The sequence below is a fragment of the Mycoplasma sp. 13536 genome, assembly GCF_055523495.1.
Map to the genome: position 1 here is coordinate 390,817 of NZ_JBVFVC010000001.1, position 17,884 is coordinate 408,700.

At 29.2% G+C, this 17,884-nt stretch carries 15 protein-coding genes; all 15 read left to right on the plus strand.

Translation table 4 applies throughout. The features are described 5' to 3' along the window. The first annotated feature begins 14 nt into the window (after positions 1 to 14). Entirely contained in the window at positions 15 to 2,105 is a 2,091-nt protein-coding gene (gene fusA, locus AC0B4N_RS01535) for an elongation factor G (RefSeq protein ID WP_465102143.1), read from the plus strand. 151 nt (positions 2,106 to 2,256) lie between these two features. Then, complete coding sequence (locus tag AC0B4N_RS01540) at positions 2,257 to 4,746, plus strand: MYPU_1760 family metalloprotease (protein ID WP_465102144.1); 2,490 nt, start codon at positions 2,257 to 2,259, stop codon at positions 4,744 to 4,746. Positions 4,747 to 4,858: 112 nt separating this feature from the next. Beyond that, on the plus strand, positions 4,859 to 6,043 hold the full coding sequence (locus AC0B4N_RS01545; RefSeq protein ID WP_465102145.1) for an IS30 family transposase: 1,185 nt from the start codon (positions 4,859 to 4,861) through the stop codon (positions 6,041 to 6,043). Positions 6,044 to 6,565: 522 nt separating this feature from the next. Then, positions 6,566 to 8,323, plus strand: coding sequence for a hypothetical protein (locus tag AC0B4N_RS01550; RefSeq protein WP_465102146.1), 1,758 nt, complete (start codon positions 6,566 to 6,568; stop codon positions 8,321 to 8,323). A gap of 327 nt (positions 8,324 to 8,650) precedes the next feature. Beyond that, entirely contained in the window at positions 8,651 to 9,103 is a 453-nt protein-coding gene (locus tag AC0B4N_RS01555; protein ID WP_465101275.1) for a transcription antitermination factor NusB, read from the plus strand. Then, entirely contained in the window at positions 9,104 to 9,532 is a 429-nt protein-coding gene (locus AC0B4N_RS01560; RefSeq protein WP_465102147.1) for a hypothetical protein, read from the plus strand. Next, a complete protein-coding gene (locus AC0B4N_RS01565; RefSeq protein ID WP_465102148.1) occupies positions 9,532 to 10,689 on the plus strand; it encodes an aminotransferase class V-fold PLP-dependent enzyme in 1,158 nt (385 codons plus the stop codon). Before AC0B4N_RS01560 ends, AC0B4N_RS01565 begins: the two co-directional genes overlap by 1 nt. Beyond that, positions 10,679 to 11,110, plus strand: coding sequence for an iron-sulfur cluster assembly scaffold protein (locus AC0B4N_RS01570; RefSeq protein ID WP_465102149.1), 432 nt, complete (start codon positions 10,679 to 10,681; stop codon positions 11,108 to 11,110). The genes AC0B4N_RS01565 and AC0B4N_RS01570 overlap by 11 nt, the downstream gene beginning before the upstream one ends. Then, complete coding sequence (locus AC0B4N_RS01575) at positions 11,094 to 12,335, plus strand: Y-family DNA polymerase (protein WP_465102150.1); 1,242 nt, start codon at positions 11,094 to 11,096, stop codon at positions 12,333 to 12,335. The genes AC0B4N_RS01570 and AC0B4N_RS01575 overlap by 17 nt, the downstream gene beginning before the upstream one ends. Before the next feature lie 8 nt (positions 12,336 to 12,343). Beyond that, positions 12,344 to 13,417, plus strand: coding sequence for a nicotinate-nucleotide adenylyltransferase (locus AC0B4N_RS01580; RefSeq protein ID WP_465102151.1), 1,074 nt, complete (start codon positions 12,344 to 12,346; stop codon positions 13,415 to 13,417). Continuing rightward, positions 13,417 to 14,160 (plus strand): pseudouridine synthase, encoded by a 744-nt coding sequence (locus AC0B4N_RS01585; protein WP_465102152.1) that lies wholly within the window; start codon positions 13,417 to 13,419, stop codon positions 14,158 to 14,160. The genes AC0B4N_RS01580 and AC0B4N_RS01585 overlap by 1 nt, the downstream gene beginning before the upstream one ends. Further along, a complete protein-coding gene (locus AC0B4N_RS01590; RefSeq protein WP_465102153.1) occupies positions 14,153 to 14,608 on the plus strand; it encodes an MscL family protein in 456 nt (151 codons plus the stop codon). Before AC0B4N_RS01585 ends, AC0B4N_RS01590 begins: the two co-directional genes overlap by 8 nt. A gap of 98 nt (positions 14,609 to 14,706) precedes the next feature. Then, positions 14,707 to 15,993 (plus strand): glucose-6-phosphate isomerase, encoded by a 1,287-nt coding sequence (locus AC0B4N_RS01595; protein ID WP_465102154.1) that lies wholly within the window; start codon positions 14,707 to 14,709, stop codon positions 15,991 to 15,993. Positions 15,994 to 16,056: 63 nt separating this feature from the next. Then, complete coding sequence (gltX, locus tag AC0B4N_RS01600; protein WP_465102155.1) at positions 16,057 to 17,457, plus strand: glutamate--tRNA ligase; 1,401 nt, start codon at positions 16,057 to 16,059, stop codon at positions 17,455 to 17,457. Then, complete coding sequence (locus AC0B4N_RS01605) at positions 17,457 to 17,837, plus strand: hypothetical protein (RefSeq protein ID WP_465102156.1); 381 nt, start codon at positions 17,457 to 17,459, stop codon at positions 17,835 to 17,837. Before gltX ends, AC0B4N_RS01605 begins: the two co-directional genes overlap by 1 nt. Positions 17,838 to 17,884 lie beyond the last annotated feature (47 nt).

Consider the following 17,884-nt stretch of genomic DNA (forward strand, 5'->3'; position numbering starts at 1 on the left):
TATTAATTTATATTATGGCTAGAGATTATGATTTAAAAGATTACCGTAATATCGGTATTATGGCCCACATTGATGCAGGTAAAACTACCACAACAGAAAGAATTTTGTTCCACACAGGTAAAATACATAAAATTGGTGAAACACATGATGGTGTTTCACAAATGGACTGAATGGAACAAGAAAAAGAAAGAGGTATTACTATTACCTCAGCAGCAACCACTGCTTTTTGAAAAGGTAAAAGAATTAATATTATTGATACCCCTGGACACGTTGATTTTACAGTTGAAGTTGAACGTTCACTTCGTGTTTTAGATGGGGCAGTTGCTGTTTTAGATGCTCAATCAGGTGTTGAGCCTCAAACTGAAACAGTTTGAAGACAAGCAACTAATTATAAAGTTCCACGTATTGTATACGTAAATAAAATGGATAAAGCAGGAGCTGATTTTGCTGCTTCTGTTGCATCCGTAAAACAAAGATTAGGTGGAAATGCAGTAGCAATTCAATGACCTATTGGAGCTGAATCAGATTTTAAAGGGGTTATTGATTTAGTTACAAGGCAAGCTTATACATATAATGGGGAGCCTCAAGAAGAAGAATTCCCAACAGCAATTCCTGCTGGCTTAGAAGAAATTGTTGAAATTAAACGTCAAGAATTATTAGAAGCAGTTGCTGCTTTTGATGAAGAATTAATGATGGCTGTTTTAGAAGGACAAGAAGTAGAACTTGATGCTTTTAAAGCTGCAATTAGAAAAGCAACTTTAACTTCTGAATTTTTCCCAGTAGTTTGTGGAACTTCATTTAAAAACAAAGGTGTTAAGAAAATGATCGATGCGGTTGTTGATTATTTACCTTCACCTTTAGATATTCCTGCTATTAGAGCACACGAAGGAGAAAATGAAGTTAGTGTTGAAGCTAGCGATGAAGGAAACTTTGCTGCTTTAGCATTTAAAGTTATGAATGACCCTTTTGTTGGTTCATTAACTTTCTTCCGTGTATACCGTGGGGTATTAAACAAAGGAAGCTACGTATTTAACTCAACTAAGGGTGAAAAAGAACGTATTGGACGTGTGCTACAAATGCATGCCAACAGCCGTGTTGAAATTGATGAATGTCGTGCTGGAGATATTGCAGCAGCGGTTGGTCTTAAATACACAACAACTGGTGATACTTTAATTGATGAAAAATCACCAAAACTTGTACTAGAAAAAATGGTTTTCCCCGAGCCAGTTATTTCACAAGCTTTAGAACCAGAATCAAAAGCTGCTACTGAAAAACTTTCATTAGGGTTACAAAAATTAGCAGCGGAAGACCCAACTTTTAGAACTTATACAGATGATGAAACAGGTCAAACAATTATTGCTGGTATGGGTGAATTACACCTTGATATTATTGTAGACCGTTTAAAACGTGAATTTGGTGTTCAAGCTAAAGTTGGAGCTCCACAAGTTTCATATCGTGAGACTATCACCAAAACAGCTGATGTTGAAGGAAAACACATTAAACAATCTGGTGGTAAAGGTCAATATGGTCACGTATGAATTAAATTTGAACCTAACCCAGATGGTGGGTTTGAATTCGTTGATAAAATTGTTGGTGGTAAAATTCCAAAAGAGTACATTAAATCAATTCAGAAAGGTCTTGAAGAAAAAATGGCTGTTGGTATTTTAGCTGGATATCAAATGATTGATATTAAAGCTACCTTATTTGATGGTTCATACCACGACGTTGACTCTTCAGAAATGGCTTATAAAATAGCAGCTTCTAAAGCTCTTACTAAAGCTAAAGACCAAATTGGAACAGTATTACTTGAACCAATTATGGATGTTTCAGTTGTTGTTCCTTCAGATCACATGGGAGATGTAATTGGTGATTTATCACGTCGTAGAGGGCTTGTTAATGACCAAGAACAAAGAAACGATGGAGCCGTTGTTGTTAGAGCACAGGTTCCACTTTCAGAAATGTTTGGTTATTCAACAGAACTTAGATCAATGACTTCAGGTCGTGGAACTTACCAAATGCAATTTGATCACTACGAAAAAACACCTAAAAACATTTCTGATGAAATTATTAAGAGAAGAAACTTACAATCTAAAGACGAGGATTAATTCTTTGAATCAAAATATCTTGCTTTGCAAGATATTTTTTATTAATTAGTTAGCCAACATAAAGTTTTCTTAGAAAAATATTTTAAATTCCTTTATTAATATCTATTTAATTATATAATTAATAGGTAAAGTTTAATAAAGGAATAATAAAATGAAACGAAGTAAATTCTTACTTATATCTACAAATTTAGTAGCAATTTCATCATTTGCAATTGTATCATGTGCGAGTGTTGAAAAACCGCAAAAACCAGACCAACCAGCTCCACAGCCACAGCATGATCCATCCGAAATTGCAGTAAATAATTTTAAAACCGCTTATGCAGTAGTTTTAAGCAAAAATAAAGATAATATTACCCTGGAAGATGAAAATAGTGTGAATGTTGCTTTAAATGCTTTTTCATTATTAGAGGACAATGTTAAACAATTACTTACTGCAGAAAAAAGTTTATTAGATGATTTGCTTGCTAAAATAGCAGAAATTAAGCAATCTCAAGCTAATCAAACTAATTTACCAGGTCAAAATCTTGGAAGCCAAAAGCCGCCAAGCAACAAAAACACTAGTACAACTGATCCAGACTTGGGCAATGATAAAGATAAGCAATATAATAGTGTCCAAATACCTGGAGGGAAAGACCAAGAAAAAACACCAGTTGAAGATCCAGGATCCACCCAACCAGAAAAACCACTTGAACAAGAAAAAGCAGTAATAAATAAATTTCTTCCAATAAATGAAGGTGAAAGATATTTTTCTTTTTTAAACTCGCAAGAAAAGCAAAAAGATTTAAATGAATTAAACTATATCTTATATGAAGATCTAAATAAAGTTGAACAAAAATCCTATAATGGTTTATCATATTTAGAATATAAAGATAAAATAACTGGAATTATCTTTAAAGAATATAGTTATGGTTATAACCAAAGTGGCCCTCTATACTTACTTAATAAAGAAGTCCTTTTACTAATAGCCCATGAATTTAAGCGTAAAATACCGTATGGGCAAGAAGTAAAGGATTTGGATTCTATTACTATTAATAACGTATCTGAAATAACTAGTCAATCTCTTGGTTTATATCGTCCACTTGAAAAAAGGATTTATGTTAACGGAACAAACCTAAATAATAAAGGCTTTTCATTATATGAAATAGTTGGTAGTTTAATGCAAACAATCTTTCATGAATATATGCACCATTGAACCATGTCTTATGCTGAAACAGGTTTAATTGAAGGCAATAAATTAAATGTTACAGACCAAGAAGCAAAAGATATTAACCAAATGAAAACTACTGAACTTTATTATAATCCTGCAGCTAATTTTGGTCATCAAGGTCATTCGCATGGCCAAAGGCAATTTTGAAATTCTTATTTTGTAAGTAATTTTTACAATTTATTAAATTATGATGTATCGCAAAAAGGGTATCTAAGTGATGAAGTTTTAGATAAATTAAATATTACGAACAAAGAGAATCTATTGTACAACAACTTATCAATCAATGATATGTGACGTTTAGCCAATGAATTAAATACACCAGAACATTTAAAAAATAAATCTCAAAGTCAAACTTTAAGTGTATCACCTAGTGGGGTATATACTACAAGTATTAACAGGTTAAAATATACTTTTAGCATGACTGAATTAGTTCCTAGAGAATATACTAAGTATGCTTATGAATCATACTTTTCAATTAATGATCTTAATAAATCAGAACAAAGGCATGATGCAAGGCAAAGCACGGTTAATTGATTTGGACTTAGATACTATACTCAAAATCAAAATAATCAATGAATGGTGTTTTTTTATCCAAGTCATAATACGGAGGATTGGTCACATACATATTTAAATAATTTTGATTCTTTAACTGCGAGATATTGGTTTGATAAATTGGGCAATGGCTTAGATAATCCAACTAAATATAATGTTGCAATTATGCCTAATTCAGTATTTGAAATAAATGAATTTAGATTTAAAAAGGAAGGATCTGAAAGTGAAATAGGTGAATTAGCACCAGAAAAAACTAGATCTCGATCAAAAGAATTTTATAAATTATTTTTAGATACTATGGGCTATGGTAAAACTATTAGTCAAGTATTTTATCGTTCAGATGTAACAGATGGTCAACCAGGATATGGTGCAGGTGTTGTAGGTTGACCAGATAGGCTTAAATTTTCTGGCTTTATCGATGCAAATCAAAAAGTTGATGGTTTAGTTATAAAGGATGCTAATGGTGAATATAAACATAGTTTATTGGAATATTCTAACAGTTTTAACTTCTTTGGTCTTCAAAACTTTGATCAAGGTGCTAATTTATATTCTGAAGATGATAAGGGAGAAAAAATAGTTACTCAGGACCGTCAAAAACAAATTAGTAATAGATTATACCCAAATAATATCGGATATAATAATTATTTAAGTTATATTACCAAGGACTTTTTAGAAGTGAAAGAAAACTCAGAAGTATACCTTTGAACAGATCTAAATAAAGATGGCAAGGTTACAGAAAATGAGTTAAATTCATCACAAATAACCTTGCCAACTCAACGTCCTGTAACAAACCAAAGAAACACAAATCATAATGTTTCTAACTTTGATAAATTTATAATAAAAAATATTGATGGTAAAACAGTTGTTAAAAAACTATATTAATTGGAAATGTCACATGCAAGTTTTTTTGCATGTGACATTGTTTTTGTCTGCCTTGTAATAAAATAGTTGTATTAATAAATTTTAAAAAAATGAAAGGAGACCTTAAAATTATATGAAAAATTTAGAAAAATATATTTGTGTTTTTGACAAATATCGAAAAGAAAATAAATATCAACATTTTAAAATTGAAGAGAATTACAACACTATCTTGAAAATGCAAGGAGCTCTTGAGTCGCATCGAAAATTACGATCAGATCAAATCGATCTAGAACAACTTTATAATATTTTACAAGAACTTTCTGAAGGCTTCTCAATCCAAGAAGTAGCCAAGATTTTTGATAGAGACATTCGAAGTATAAAAAGTAAAATCCAAATTATTACAAATCGCAGACCACTTGGTTTAGATAAACAAAATCGTTATGTTTGTCCTAAGTGTTCAAAAAGAGTAATGCGGGTTAAAACCCTTAATTTTACCAAGCTATACGAACATTTATTAGGCTATTCATTTTCGCGACTCTTTTTTGTAAGTGATACAATTAAAGAGAAATGAAAGGCCTACAGAAAGTATTGGTATAGTGAACTTAATACATACAATAAAAATAGAAATAAAAAGAATTTGCAGCAAAAAGAAGTTAAGAAATCAGTTACCTATCTTGTGAATTCTTTTAAAAAATTCTCCCCTGATGAATTTGTTCCTTCACCTAGTACAATTTATAAAATAATCAAAAAATACCCTTATTTCCTTGAATTTGACCACATTGTTAAAAAATCTGAAGGAAAATATGGCATAAGGAACAAGAAGCAAACCAAACCTAAAACATTAAAATATGCTACAGAAATTTCGAAACGTCCAGCTTATATTAATGATCGCACTGAACACGGACATTTTGAATTAGACACCGTTATTGGTAAAATCAATGATACATATTGTATTGTGACCATAATTGAACGGCAAACCAGAATGTCTTATGCTATGCTCTCAAAACGCAACTCCAAAGCTACAAAACAAACTCTTCTCAAACTAATCAAGAAACATAACTTAGACATTAAAACTTTAACAGTTGATAATGGTAGTGAAAATGTCTTATTGCACCAGGTCATTCCAACTGAAAGATTATTTAAATGCCAACCATATAGTTCATGACAAAAAGGTTCAATAGAAAATATGCACCGCTTAATTAGGTATTACATTCCCAAAGGAAAAAGCTTAGATAAATACTCTCAGCAAGAAATTGATTATATGATGGAAAAAATAAATAACTATCGGCAAGTTGTCCGGAAATATAAGATAACCTAAAATTTTTTTAATCCCCCGCCTTTGATTGCAATCAAAGGGGCCTTACTTTTGGCAAAAGTAAGCAAAACCAACGAGAAAACACTGCCGTGTTCTCTGTTTTTCTCATACATTTTTTTATCTAAAAATTATGTTAAAATTAAAAGACAATTATTTTGTTAACATCTCGCAAGTGACTTTTCCAAAAAACATATTTATTTTCTTTTCGATATTTGTCAAAAACACAAATATATTTTTCTAAATTTTTCATATAATTTTAAAGTCTTCTTTCATTTTTTAAAATTTATTAATACAACTATTTTATTACAAGGCAGACAAAAACAATGTCACATGCAAAAAAACTTGCATGTGACATTTCCAATTAATATTCTCTTGAATATTTTTAAACTGTTAAGTTTTTTAACTTTATTCATATATATATATATATATATATATTAAAATTAAAGTAGATTAACAAATCTATTAGTTTGATTTTAGACAAATTAATTATTATATAAATATATTTATATGAAAGGAAGATACGTTATGAAATTACGTAAATTTTTATTAGTAACAACAAACTTAGTTACTATTTCCGCTGTTACAGCTGTTTCGTGCAATGCAAAGCAACCAGACAAAAGAGTATTTAGAATTCAGAATGTTAGTGCAATTACAGTAACTCAAACAAGTGCTGAATTCACCGCTAAAATTACTGGTCTACAAGCAAATGATCAACTTAATGTAAAAATTAATGATACAACTCATAATTTTACAGTTTCAAGTTTAAACAAACCAGCTGATAATGAATATAAAATTACTATTACTGGCTTAACAAAAGGAACTACATATTTATTAGATACCATTAAGGTAAACAATGACACATTATTTAATGTCAAACGCCCATTTACAACCTTAACTGATGTAGTAGCTACAAATCCACCTATTGAAAATAGAGAACAAGAAGAGCCAGCAAATCCTAATCTACCAAGAGAAGAAAATGAACCATCGAATCCAGGAACTAGTGACCCTGCTCCAAAAGACCCAACTAACGGCACCCAACAACCTCCTAAGACAGAACCAAAGGAGACAAGTACTGGTAATGATGCCCAAGAACCATCAAAGGTTGAACCAAACCCTACTCCAGTTCCTAAAGATCCAACTACAGAGCCAGGTAATAGTGATAACACCCAAGAAACTCCAAGAGAAGAAAATACACCATCTAACCCAGGGGCCAATGACCCATCTCCAAAAGAACCAGCAACAAAAGAACCTGAAACTGGTGTAAAACAACCAGATGAAGAAAAACCAAACAATGGTACTGATAATGGTTCAAGCGGTGCAGATGATTCGAGAGATAATGCCCAACCAGGGCACTATTCTGCTCCTAATCAACCAGTAGAGAAACCAATTCAAGGCAATGATGATCAAGAAACAGATACAGGAACAATAACTAAGGAAGAAGATACTAAATCTCAGCCTACTGATAATCCAGAAAGCACTAACCGTAATCAACCTTCTGATCAAAAAACTACCGAAACACCAGGGCAAGATCCAAGTAGTTCAACAGATGGAGATACATCAAAAGATAATTCTAACTCTGCAAAAGAAGAAGAACCTATTCCCCCTAGAAATAGTGCAATAGGGGGCCAAGATTCTACTAAAACTGAAGTAGCTGACAGTAAAAATTCAGAAAATGACGGATCAACTGATTCTAATGTACAAGATAGTCAACAGCAAGATGCCCAAAACCCAGGTAGTGTTGCTTCCACTGAAGGTACTAGTACTACACCAGGTACTGAGAATAATGGAACATCAGGCAATAGCGAAACAACAAACGAGGAATCTACTAGCACAGCTCAAGGTAGTTCTGATGCTGGATCTACAAGTGAAACTCCTCCCGCACAGGAAAGAAAATTTGACAGTGTTACTATAAAAGTAGATTCAAGTGCTGATTCCTATGTATTATTCGAAATAGTATCTGATAAATCTATGTATGATAATGAAGTTCGTAGAAAGTGATGAACTGCATATATTATAAAAGGTGATGAAGGTTCAAATTCAGAGGTATACAAAGATAAGGCCAATGCATGAGCTCCCACACATACTGACAAGAAAATAAGTGAACAAAATGGTAAAGTGACATTTCAATTATCCACTACAACCCCATGAACAGCTGGGAGAAATGATTTCTCAGGAACTTTTACACTAATTGGACTTTATAAAGATGGAGATAATCATAATTTCCTAAACAAACCTCTTACTTTTAAAACTTCTAAAGGTAAAGTCGAAATAATTACTCAATAATATAATACAAGCATAAGATGTCTTATGCTTGTATTTTTCTTGATACTCACTGTTTTAACGAAAAATAATAAAATAATGTAAAAATATATTAAGATAGTTGCATGGCAAAGCTAATACAAAATAGTGTACTAATGTCAAATAATATATTTACACCTTTAGTTAACTAAAACCACTTTTGATTAACTAAAGGGTATAAAATTTAGACATTTTTACACTGTAAAAATGTTAGCTTTTTTGTGCCAGGGTTTAGTGATACTACTTTTTTTATTAATATATAAAGTTTAATATATAATATATATTATATATTTATAATAACAGGGAGGAATATTGAAACGTACGAAACAAAAAAGTATGCGAGAGCAAAGAATTGAAGTTATTTCAGAAATTTATACTTGCGAACTTTTAGAACAAAATATAGATGCAAAGTTAATTGCCCAAAATAACCAAAAATTAACATTGCAGCAAATTACTAAATTGCATGAAATTCAAGAAAGATACCACTTTATCATTGATGTTTATAAAAAGTTAATTAATTTAGAGTGAGAGTGAGATAGAATTAGCCCGTTAGTTAAAGCTATTTTAATTAGCGGAGCAAATGAGTTTTGAAGTTTAGATCCAAAGATTGTGATTAGTGAAGCTGTTATTATTACAAAGTTGTTTTTTAGTATGCCTGAAAAAAATGGCAAAGAATTGCTTGAAAATAGAATTTATAAATTTGTTAATGGTTTATTAGAAAATTTTTATAAATTCTTAATTAAACTTGAATCTGTTTCTAAATAAATGAATTTAATTCAGTTGATTTATTTTCAAAGATTAAAAAAACGACTTTGTAATATCATCCAAGCCTTTATTGATTTAAAAATCTTTAACTCAGCTGTAAAAAATGTAACGTTTGATTTGCATCCTAAGGTGCATTTTAAACTTAATGGTTTTATCAATCACCTTTATTCACTTTTTGAGAAATATATTACCCAAAATATAGATAAAGAGATTTTATATAATTTTTTATGTTTTTATATTTACCATCAAGTTGGTAATAATAACTTATTATGAGGTAGAATTGAAACTGAAGTTGATTTATCATCCAAACGAAATTTAATTGAGTTTAATCACCAAAAACGTAATTTTTACTATGCTTTTTTAAATCAAATTAAAGAATTAGATAATTATAATACACAACTTAGAATCATTTTAAGGAATACTTTATAATGAATCAAGATATTCGTGATCAATTTCCTATCTTGAAAGAGTTAACATATTTTGATAGCGCAGCACTAGTTTTAAAACCACTTTGTGCTATTAATGCTTTAAATGAATTTTATCTTTCTAAGTCAATTTCTTCAAGAACTGCGGACACTCCACTTGGCTCATTTATTAACCAAAAGATTAACGATGTTAGGGAAAAAATTGCCAAATTAGTTGATGCTAAAAAAACTGAAGTGATTTTTACAAGCGGAACTACTGAATCAGTTAATTTGTTTGCAAGGATGTTTGGTCGGTTATTAAAACCTCAAGACATAATATTATTAAGTGCATACAACCATTCCTCAAACATTATTCCATGAATGGAAATTGCAAAGGAAACTAAATCAAAGATAATCATGAGCATTGATTTAGTTTCCGACTTAAAAAAATATAATAATATAAAATTAGTTTCATATAGCCAGGAAACCAATAATTTTGCAAAAGATTTTGATTTAAACTTAATTTATAAATTAGCAAAATCCAAAGGTGCTTATGTTTTAAATGATGCAGCACAAGCTATTAGTCATTATCAAGTTAGCACTAAATTTTGTGACATAATTGTTTTTAGTACTAATAAATTTTATGGTCCTACTGGACTTGGTCTTTTAATAATTAAAGATGATTTATTAAGTCAATTATCACCTGCTAAATATGGTGGAGGTAGTGTGGCTGAAGTAAAAGATGATTTAGAATGAAAATTAAAAAAGCATATCAGTGCTTTTGAACCAGGGACTCCCGATTTAGCTGGCATATATATGTTTGATCAATCGCTCGAGTTTTTTAAGAGTATTGGTTACCAAAAAACTCAAGAAATATTACTTAATTTATCAATGTATTTACATGATAAATTAAGTAAGTTAAGTAATATTGAAATTTTTTCAAAACCTGGGGATTACATTTGTCTAATTAATGTTAAGGGGATAAACCCCCAAGATGTTGCTACTTATTTAGGATCTAAAAATATCTATACTATTTCTGGAATCTTTTGTGCACAATACTTGCGTAATTTGCATAGCGAATATTCATATTTAAGAATTTCATTAGGCATTTATAATACATATGAGGATATTGATAAATTAGTTTATGAATTAGAACATGGAGGTGATTTTTATGCTTTTTAATCCAAATGAAGCACGTGAAATAATTATGGAACATTATAAGAATCCTTTGCTCAAATCTAAGGTTAGTGAAGGAGCAAATACCTATTATTCAAATACTTGTTCTGATAAATTAGAGCTTAAACTAACTTGAGATAATAATGTCTTAACAAATGCTAAATTTGATGGCCATGGCTGTGCTATTTTTATAGCCTCAACAGATATATTATTAAAAACATTATTAAATAAATCTAAAGAAGAAATAATCAATGTGATAAACTTATATGAAAAATTTTTAAATGAGCCTTCAAAATATTCTAATGAAGAATTAAAACCTTTAGAATATTTATGAGTGTTTTTTAATGTTAAAAAACACCTTAGTAGATTATCATGTAGTTTATTAACAGCCAATGCCATTAAGGAAGAATTTGAAAAAACGTTATAGTTATATTTTTCATGTCGATTTTGACAGTTTTTTCGTTAGTGCGATTAGAACCATTTATCCTGAATTAAATAATAAACCTGTTGCCATAGCGAAAAATGCAGTTCACGCTGTGGCTGAATCAATTAGTTATGAATTGCGTGTGCTTGGTTGTAAATCTGGACAAAAAATTTACGAAATCAAAAATATTGAACCAAAGACTGCGGTAGTTGCTTCGCGCTATGATTTATATAATACTCTTTCAAGTGCTATTTTTGAATATTTACGTAATAAATACTTAGCTAAATTACAAATTGCATCAATTGATGAATGTTATATTTATTTTGAGGAAGATACAATTGATAATGATGAAATGGCTCTAAAAATTGCCAAAGAGATTCAACGTGACGTTTTAGAAAAATTTAAAATACCTGTTACCGTTGGAATTTCTTTGAATAAATTTTATGCAAAAATGACAACAAATATTTCCAAACCCTTTGGAGTTGGTTTGACAAATAAAGACAATTATCGAGAAAAATTTTTTGATTTAGATATTATTAAATTCCATGGAATTGGGGCAAAACTTGCAACTAAATTAAACAAAATTGGAATTTATAAAATTAAAGATTTTTATGCTTTTGATTTATCTAATCCACTTTTAAAATCAGTTTTAGGAACAACCGCTTTTAAATATTACGATGCTTTAAATATTGATTTACAAGATGATATATCAATAGAAGAAACATTAAAAGGAATCGGTAATGAAGTAACTTTTGGAAATTCTACTCGAGACGAATTGATTATTTACAATGCATTAAACAAAATGATTCAAAAAGTTAGTAATCGATTAAATCTATATGAAAAAGTTGGTAATTTAATTACATTAGTTGTGCGGATGCCAACAAAAAACTGAGTGTCAAAAAATAAACAATTAGACTTTAATATTTTTAAATACCAAGATATAAAAAAACAAGCATATTTTCTTTATCAAAAATACTTTTTAGATAAAGAAATTCTTGGTATTGGGGTTCGTATTTCTGGCCTTAGTGAAAGTTATAATAACTATGAAAAAATTTCATTATTCTCTAATGATGTTAAAGATCTTTCACAAATTGATTTCATTATTTCAAAATTAAAACATAAGAGTAAAACAAATAAAATTTATACTTTATCTGATTATCAAAAGATTAAAAATCGTAAGAATCGCTATGGTGATAATCCACTTGGCAGTGTAATTTTTAAAAAATAGGAGTAAACATGAAAATAGGAATTTATGGCGGTTCTTTTGATCCAATTCACAAAGGTCATATTGAAATTGCAAAGTATGTTATTAATGAGCTTAATTTAGATAAATTATTAATTGTGCCAACTTACAATTCGCCTTTTAAACAAAAAACAATTTCACCAACTGACAAACTTAATATGATTAACTTAGTTTTAGAAGATAAAATGGAGCTATGTGATTTTGAGATAAAGCGTAATACGGTAAGTTATACAATTGATACTGTAAAATATGTAAAAAATAAATATAAAAATGACGAATTATATTTAATTATTGGATCAGATAACTTACCTAAATTAGATAAATGAAAAGATATTGAGTTAATTAGCAAATTAACTCAAATAGTTTGTGTCAAACGTACTAAAAAAATTAATAAAATAAATCTTAAAAAATACGGTGGTATTTTACTTAATAATCAACTTTATGAATATTCATCAACTGATTACAAAAAAGGTTATTTAAATATAGTGGATGCCAAAGTAGCTAAATATATCCAAAGCAAAGGCCTATATTTAGAAAAAATTATTCATAATTCATTAAGTGCATTACGTGCTAAACATAGTGTTGCATGTGGATCCTTTGCGGCTGAACTTGCTAAATCTCATAAATACGATGCTAAAAAAGCTTATTTAGCGGGTTTAATGCACGATATTGCTAAAGAATGAAGTGAAAATGAATCACGATATTTTTTAAATGAATATGCACCTGAATATGCAAAAGTCCCCAAACATTTCTTGCACCAACATTGCTCTGCAATGTGAGCAAAACATGGTTATTTGCTTGAAGATCCTGAAATTATTGAGGCTATAAATTGTCATACAGAAATGAAAATAGACATGAATATCTTAGATAAAATTTTGTTTATCGCCGATAAAATTTGTGCTGGGCGTAAATTTGCTGGTATTCAAAAAGTGCGTGAATTATGCTTTAAGGATTTAGATAAAGGATTTGCAAAAGTAGCTAAGATTACTTATGAATGAAATTTATCTAAAGGAATTCAATTTAATGAAAAATCATTAAAAATTTATCATAAATATATGGAGAAATAATGGAAAAACAAAGAATACAAAAAATTCTCTCTTTATCTGGAGTTGCTTCACGCCGAGAAGCTGAATCACTTATTTTACAAAAACGAATTAAAGTTAATGGAATAGTTGCAAACCTTGGTGATAAAGCATCATTTAATGATGAAATATTAGTTGATAATAAACCAATTAATCAACCCGAAGAAAAAGTTTATTATGTTTTAAATAAACCACCTAAAACTATTTGCTCATTAAAAGATAATTTTAATCGAACTTTAGTTACTGATTTAATTGATACCCCATATAAAGTTTTTCCAGTTGGACGCTTAGATTATGATACAACCGGAGTTTTATTAATTACTAATGATGGTGAATTATCAAATAAATTATTACACCCCAAATATCAAATCTTTAGGGTGTATCGGGCCAGGTTGAATGAATCATTAACAAAGCAAGAATTAAAAGAATTAAATAAAGAAGTTTTTATTAATAAAAAATATAGTAAACAAGATGTGCTAGCAATTCCAGATACTCCTAAATCCTATTTAGTAGTATTATCAGTTGGCACATATCACCACGTTAAAGAATTATTTAAATTAGTTAATAAAACTGTGCTTAATTTAAAACGTATTGAATATGCAGGCATAACAGTTGACAAAATGCCCTTAGGCACATATCGTAAATTAACCTTAAAAGAAATTAAAGATTTAAAAAATTTAGTAAGATTGCAAGAAGCAAAGTTACTTAAAAAGGAGCAATATGATTAAAAAACATTTAACAAAAAAAACCTTTAAAAATGCAATGGATTATATTAAAAAAGGAAATATCTTCTTTTTAGCTGTTGCTTTTTTATCTGGGGTAGTATTTAATGCAGTAGTATCATCTTTAGCTAATGATATTATTATGAGTGCTATTTCAGAATTAATTGGAAAAAAAGAATTAGAAAACTGAAAAATTGGAGGAATGTTTATTGGTAAGTTTTTAGGAACAGTAATTAACTTCATTATTGTTACGGGCTTATTATTTGTTATTTTATTTTTATATTTTTATATAAAAAATTACCGTTTGTCTAAAAAGCCAAAAGAACCTGAAAAACCAAAAGTACATGTTCCCACAATTGAAGAACAAATTTTAGCAGAATTAAAAGAATTAAATTCTAAATTAAGCAAACAAAATTTACCACCGAATGATGATACAAATAATGAAATTAAATAATACTTAGTAATTTTGCTAAGTATTATTTTATATTTTATAAAGTGTTATAATTAAAGCATTATAAACAAACCATATAACAATTTTAATTAGAAGGAAACATGAGAAGATTAGTTTTAAATTTAGAAAACGCAATTTGTCAAAACAAAATTTTAAAATACCAAGATAAAGTAAGCGAAATTAATGCAGCAATGAATAATTTCACTTCACTTGGTTCAGATTTTTTAGGGTGAAAAGATTTACCTGAAAATATTAATTTAGCTGAAGTCAATGATATGAAACAAGCAGCTAAAAAGTTACATGAACAAGAAATTGAATTATTAGTAGTAATTGGAATTGGTGGCTCATACCTTGGTGCCAAAGCTGCTTTAGATTTTATCCAAGGTTTATACCCTGGAAAAGAGCGCAAAATGGAAGTTATCTTTGCGGGGACTTCAATTAGTTCTAGTGCCTTGGATCAACTTTTAAAATATGCAGCTGGTAAGAAATTTGCAATTAATGTTATTTCCAAATCAGGAACTACAACTGAACCAGCTATTGCGTTTAGATTCTTTAAAAATTTATTAGAAGAAAAAGTTGGAACACAAAAAGCATCAGGATTAATTTTTGCGACAACTGATTCTAAAAAAGGAACGTTGTTTGAATTAGCAACACAAAAGAATTATCAAAAATTTGTAATTTTAGATTCAATTGGTGGACGCTTTAGTGTGCTTTCACCAGTAGGATTATTCCCACTGGCATGTGCTGGAATAAATATTGATGAATTATTAGCTGGCGCTAAAGAAGCAAACTTAGTTTACAAAGAAGATTCATTAGAAACAAATGATGCATATAAATATGCCGTTGCTCGTTATCTTTTAGGTAAAGAGTTCCAAGCCGAAATGCTTGTGTCATATGAACCAAATTTTGCATACTTTAATGAATGATGAAAACAATTATTTGGTGAAAGTGAAGGGAAGCAAAGTAAAGGATTATTACCTACTTCAGCAGTTTTTTCAACAGATTTACATTCACTTGGGCAATTTATTCAAGAAGGTTCAAAAGTTTTATTTGAAACAATTGTTACATTACAAAAACCAGAATATGATTTAATAATTCCACATGATCAAGAAAATTTAGATAAATTGAATTATCTTGAAGGAAAAACAGTTCATTTTGTTAATAATGCAGCCTTTCAAGCGACTATGGATGCACACGTGCAAGTAGGTAATGTTCCAAACATTCATATTTTATTAGAAAATTCTGCCGAACGTAGTTTTGGTTGATTGGTAATGTTCTTTGAAAGAGCTTGTGCAATTTCAGCTTATTTATTAGGAGTTAATCCTTTTGATCAACCTGGTGTTGAAGTTTACAAAACAAATATGTTTAAGATTTTAGGTAAAAAATAATTAATAATAAACTCCAGCTTGATATGGAGTTTATTATTAAACTTAGTATAATAGGAGATAATTATGAAAAGAGTTAGAACAAGATATGCACCAAGCCCTACAGGTTATTTACATATAGGAGGAGCAAGAACTGCATTATTTGCTTATTTATTTGCAAAACATTATAATGGTGATTTTATCTTTAGGTTAGAAGATACTGATATTAAGCGTAATGTTGAAGGTGGCGAAAAATCACAACTTAATAATCTTGCCTGGCTTGGAATTATTCCTGATGAATCACCCCTTGTTCCTAATCCAAAATATGGACCATATCGCCAAAGTGAAAAACTAGATCGGTATAAAGAAATAGCAAGCCTTTTGTTAGTAAAAGGTTATGCTTATAAAGCTTATGATACAAGTGAAGAATTACAAGCTCAAAAAGATGAAAGTTCTGCTAAAGGAATTCCAAGTTTTAGATATAACCGAAATTGGTTAAAAATTTCTGAAGCTGAAAAAGAAGTAAGGGATGCAAAAGGAGAATATTCAATTAGGTTTAAAATGCCTGAAAATGTTGAGTATGTTTGAAATGATATTGTGCGTGGCGAAATTTCATTTAATTCATCAGATATTGGTGATTGAGTCATTATGAAATCTGATGGGTACCCAACATATAATTTTGCAGTAGTTGTTGACGATTATGATATGGAAATTACCCATATTTTAAGAGGTGAAGAACATATTGGTAATACACCAAAACAAATAGCAATTTATAATGCTCTTGGGTGAGAAGTGCCACAATTTGGACATTTAACAATTATAACTAATATGGAAGGTAAAAAACTTTCAAAACGCGATACATCTTTAAAACAATTTATAGAAGATTATAAAAATGAAGGTTATGTACCTGAAGCTATCTTTAACTTTTTAACCTTGTTAGGATGAACTTCTAGTGATAGTCAAGAACTTCTTAGCAAAGGGCAAATTATATCCAAATTTGATGAAACAAGGTTAAGCAAAAGCCCTAGCAAATTTGATATTAATAAAATGATTTGATTTTCAAAACAATATTTTAAAAATCAATGTAATTATGCGTTATGATCAAATTTAAAATTAGGTGATATTAAAAAAAGTCAAGCTTGAATTGAGTTATTTTTAGAGACATATAAATCAAGCTGTGCTACTTTAAATGAATTAAAAGATAATTTAAATATTTTATTACAAAATAAGATTACAAAATTTGAATTTGATCAAAATGAATTAAAAGTAGTTATGACATTTAAAAACTTGTTATTAAATAAAGAATTTACAATTGAAAATATCCAAAGTTGTATTAATCAAACATCTGAGCTATTAGGCATTAAAGGTAAAAAATTATTTATGCCTCTTCGCATGGCAACTACTTCTAGGGAACATGGTCCTGAACTTGCTAAAGCTATTTATCTATTTGGACAAGAAACAGTAACTAAGTCACTAAACCAATACTAATGAAATTACATTTTAAATCATTAATTAATCAAAATGATGAATTAAAAACAATTGAATTTACTGTACCAGTAGAAACTTACCATAATGATGCTTTTAAAGTATTTGTCTTTGATGAACCAAACACAAATACCAAAAGCATGATTGAAATTTCAGAGGATCTAATCAATATACATACCAGTAATTCATCAATTTTTCTAAAATACCAGCAAGAATTTGAATTTAATTATGTTGTTAACGATAAAGGTAAAGAATTTATGCTTCCATGTATAACAGCATGAACTTTTAAAGATTTCCATGAAAACACTTATATCTTTCAATATACTTTAAAGACTAAAGACACCCACATTGGTGAATTTAAAATAACCTTAAATTTAGAATAAAAAACGTAAATTTCTTTAAATATTTACGTTTTTTTTTTTTTTTTTTT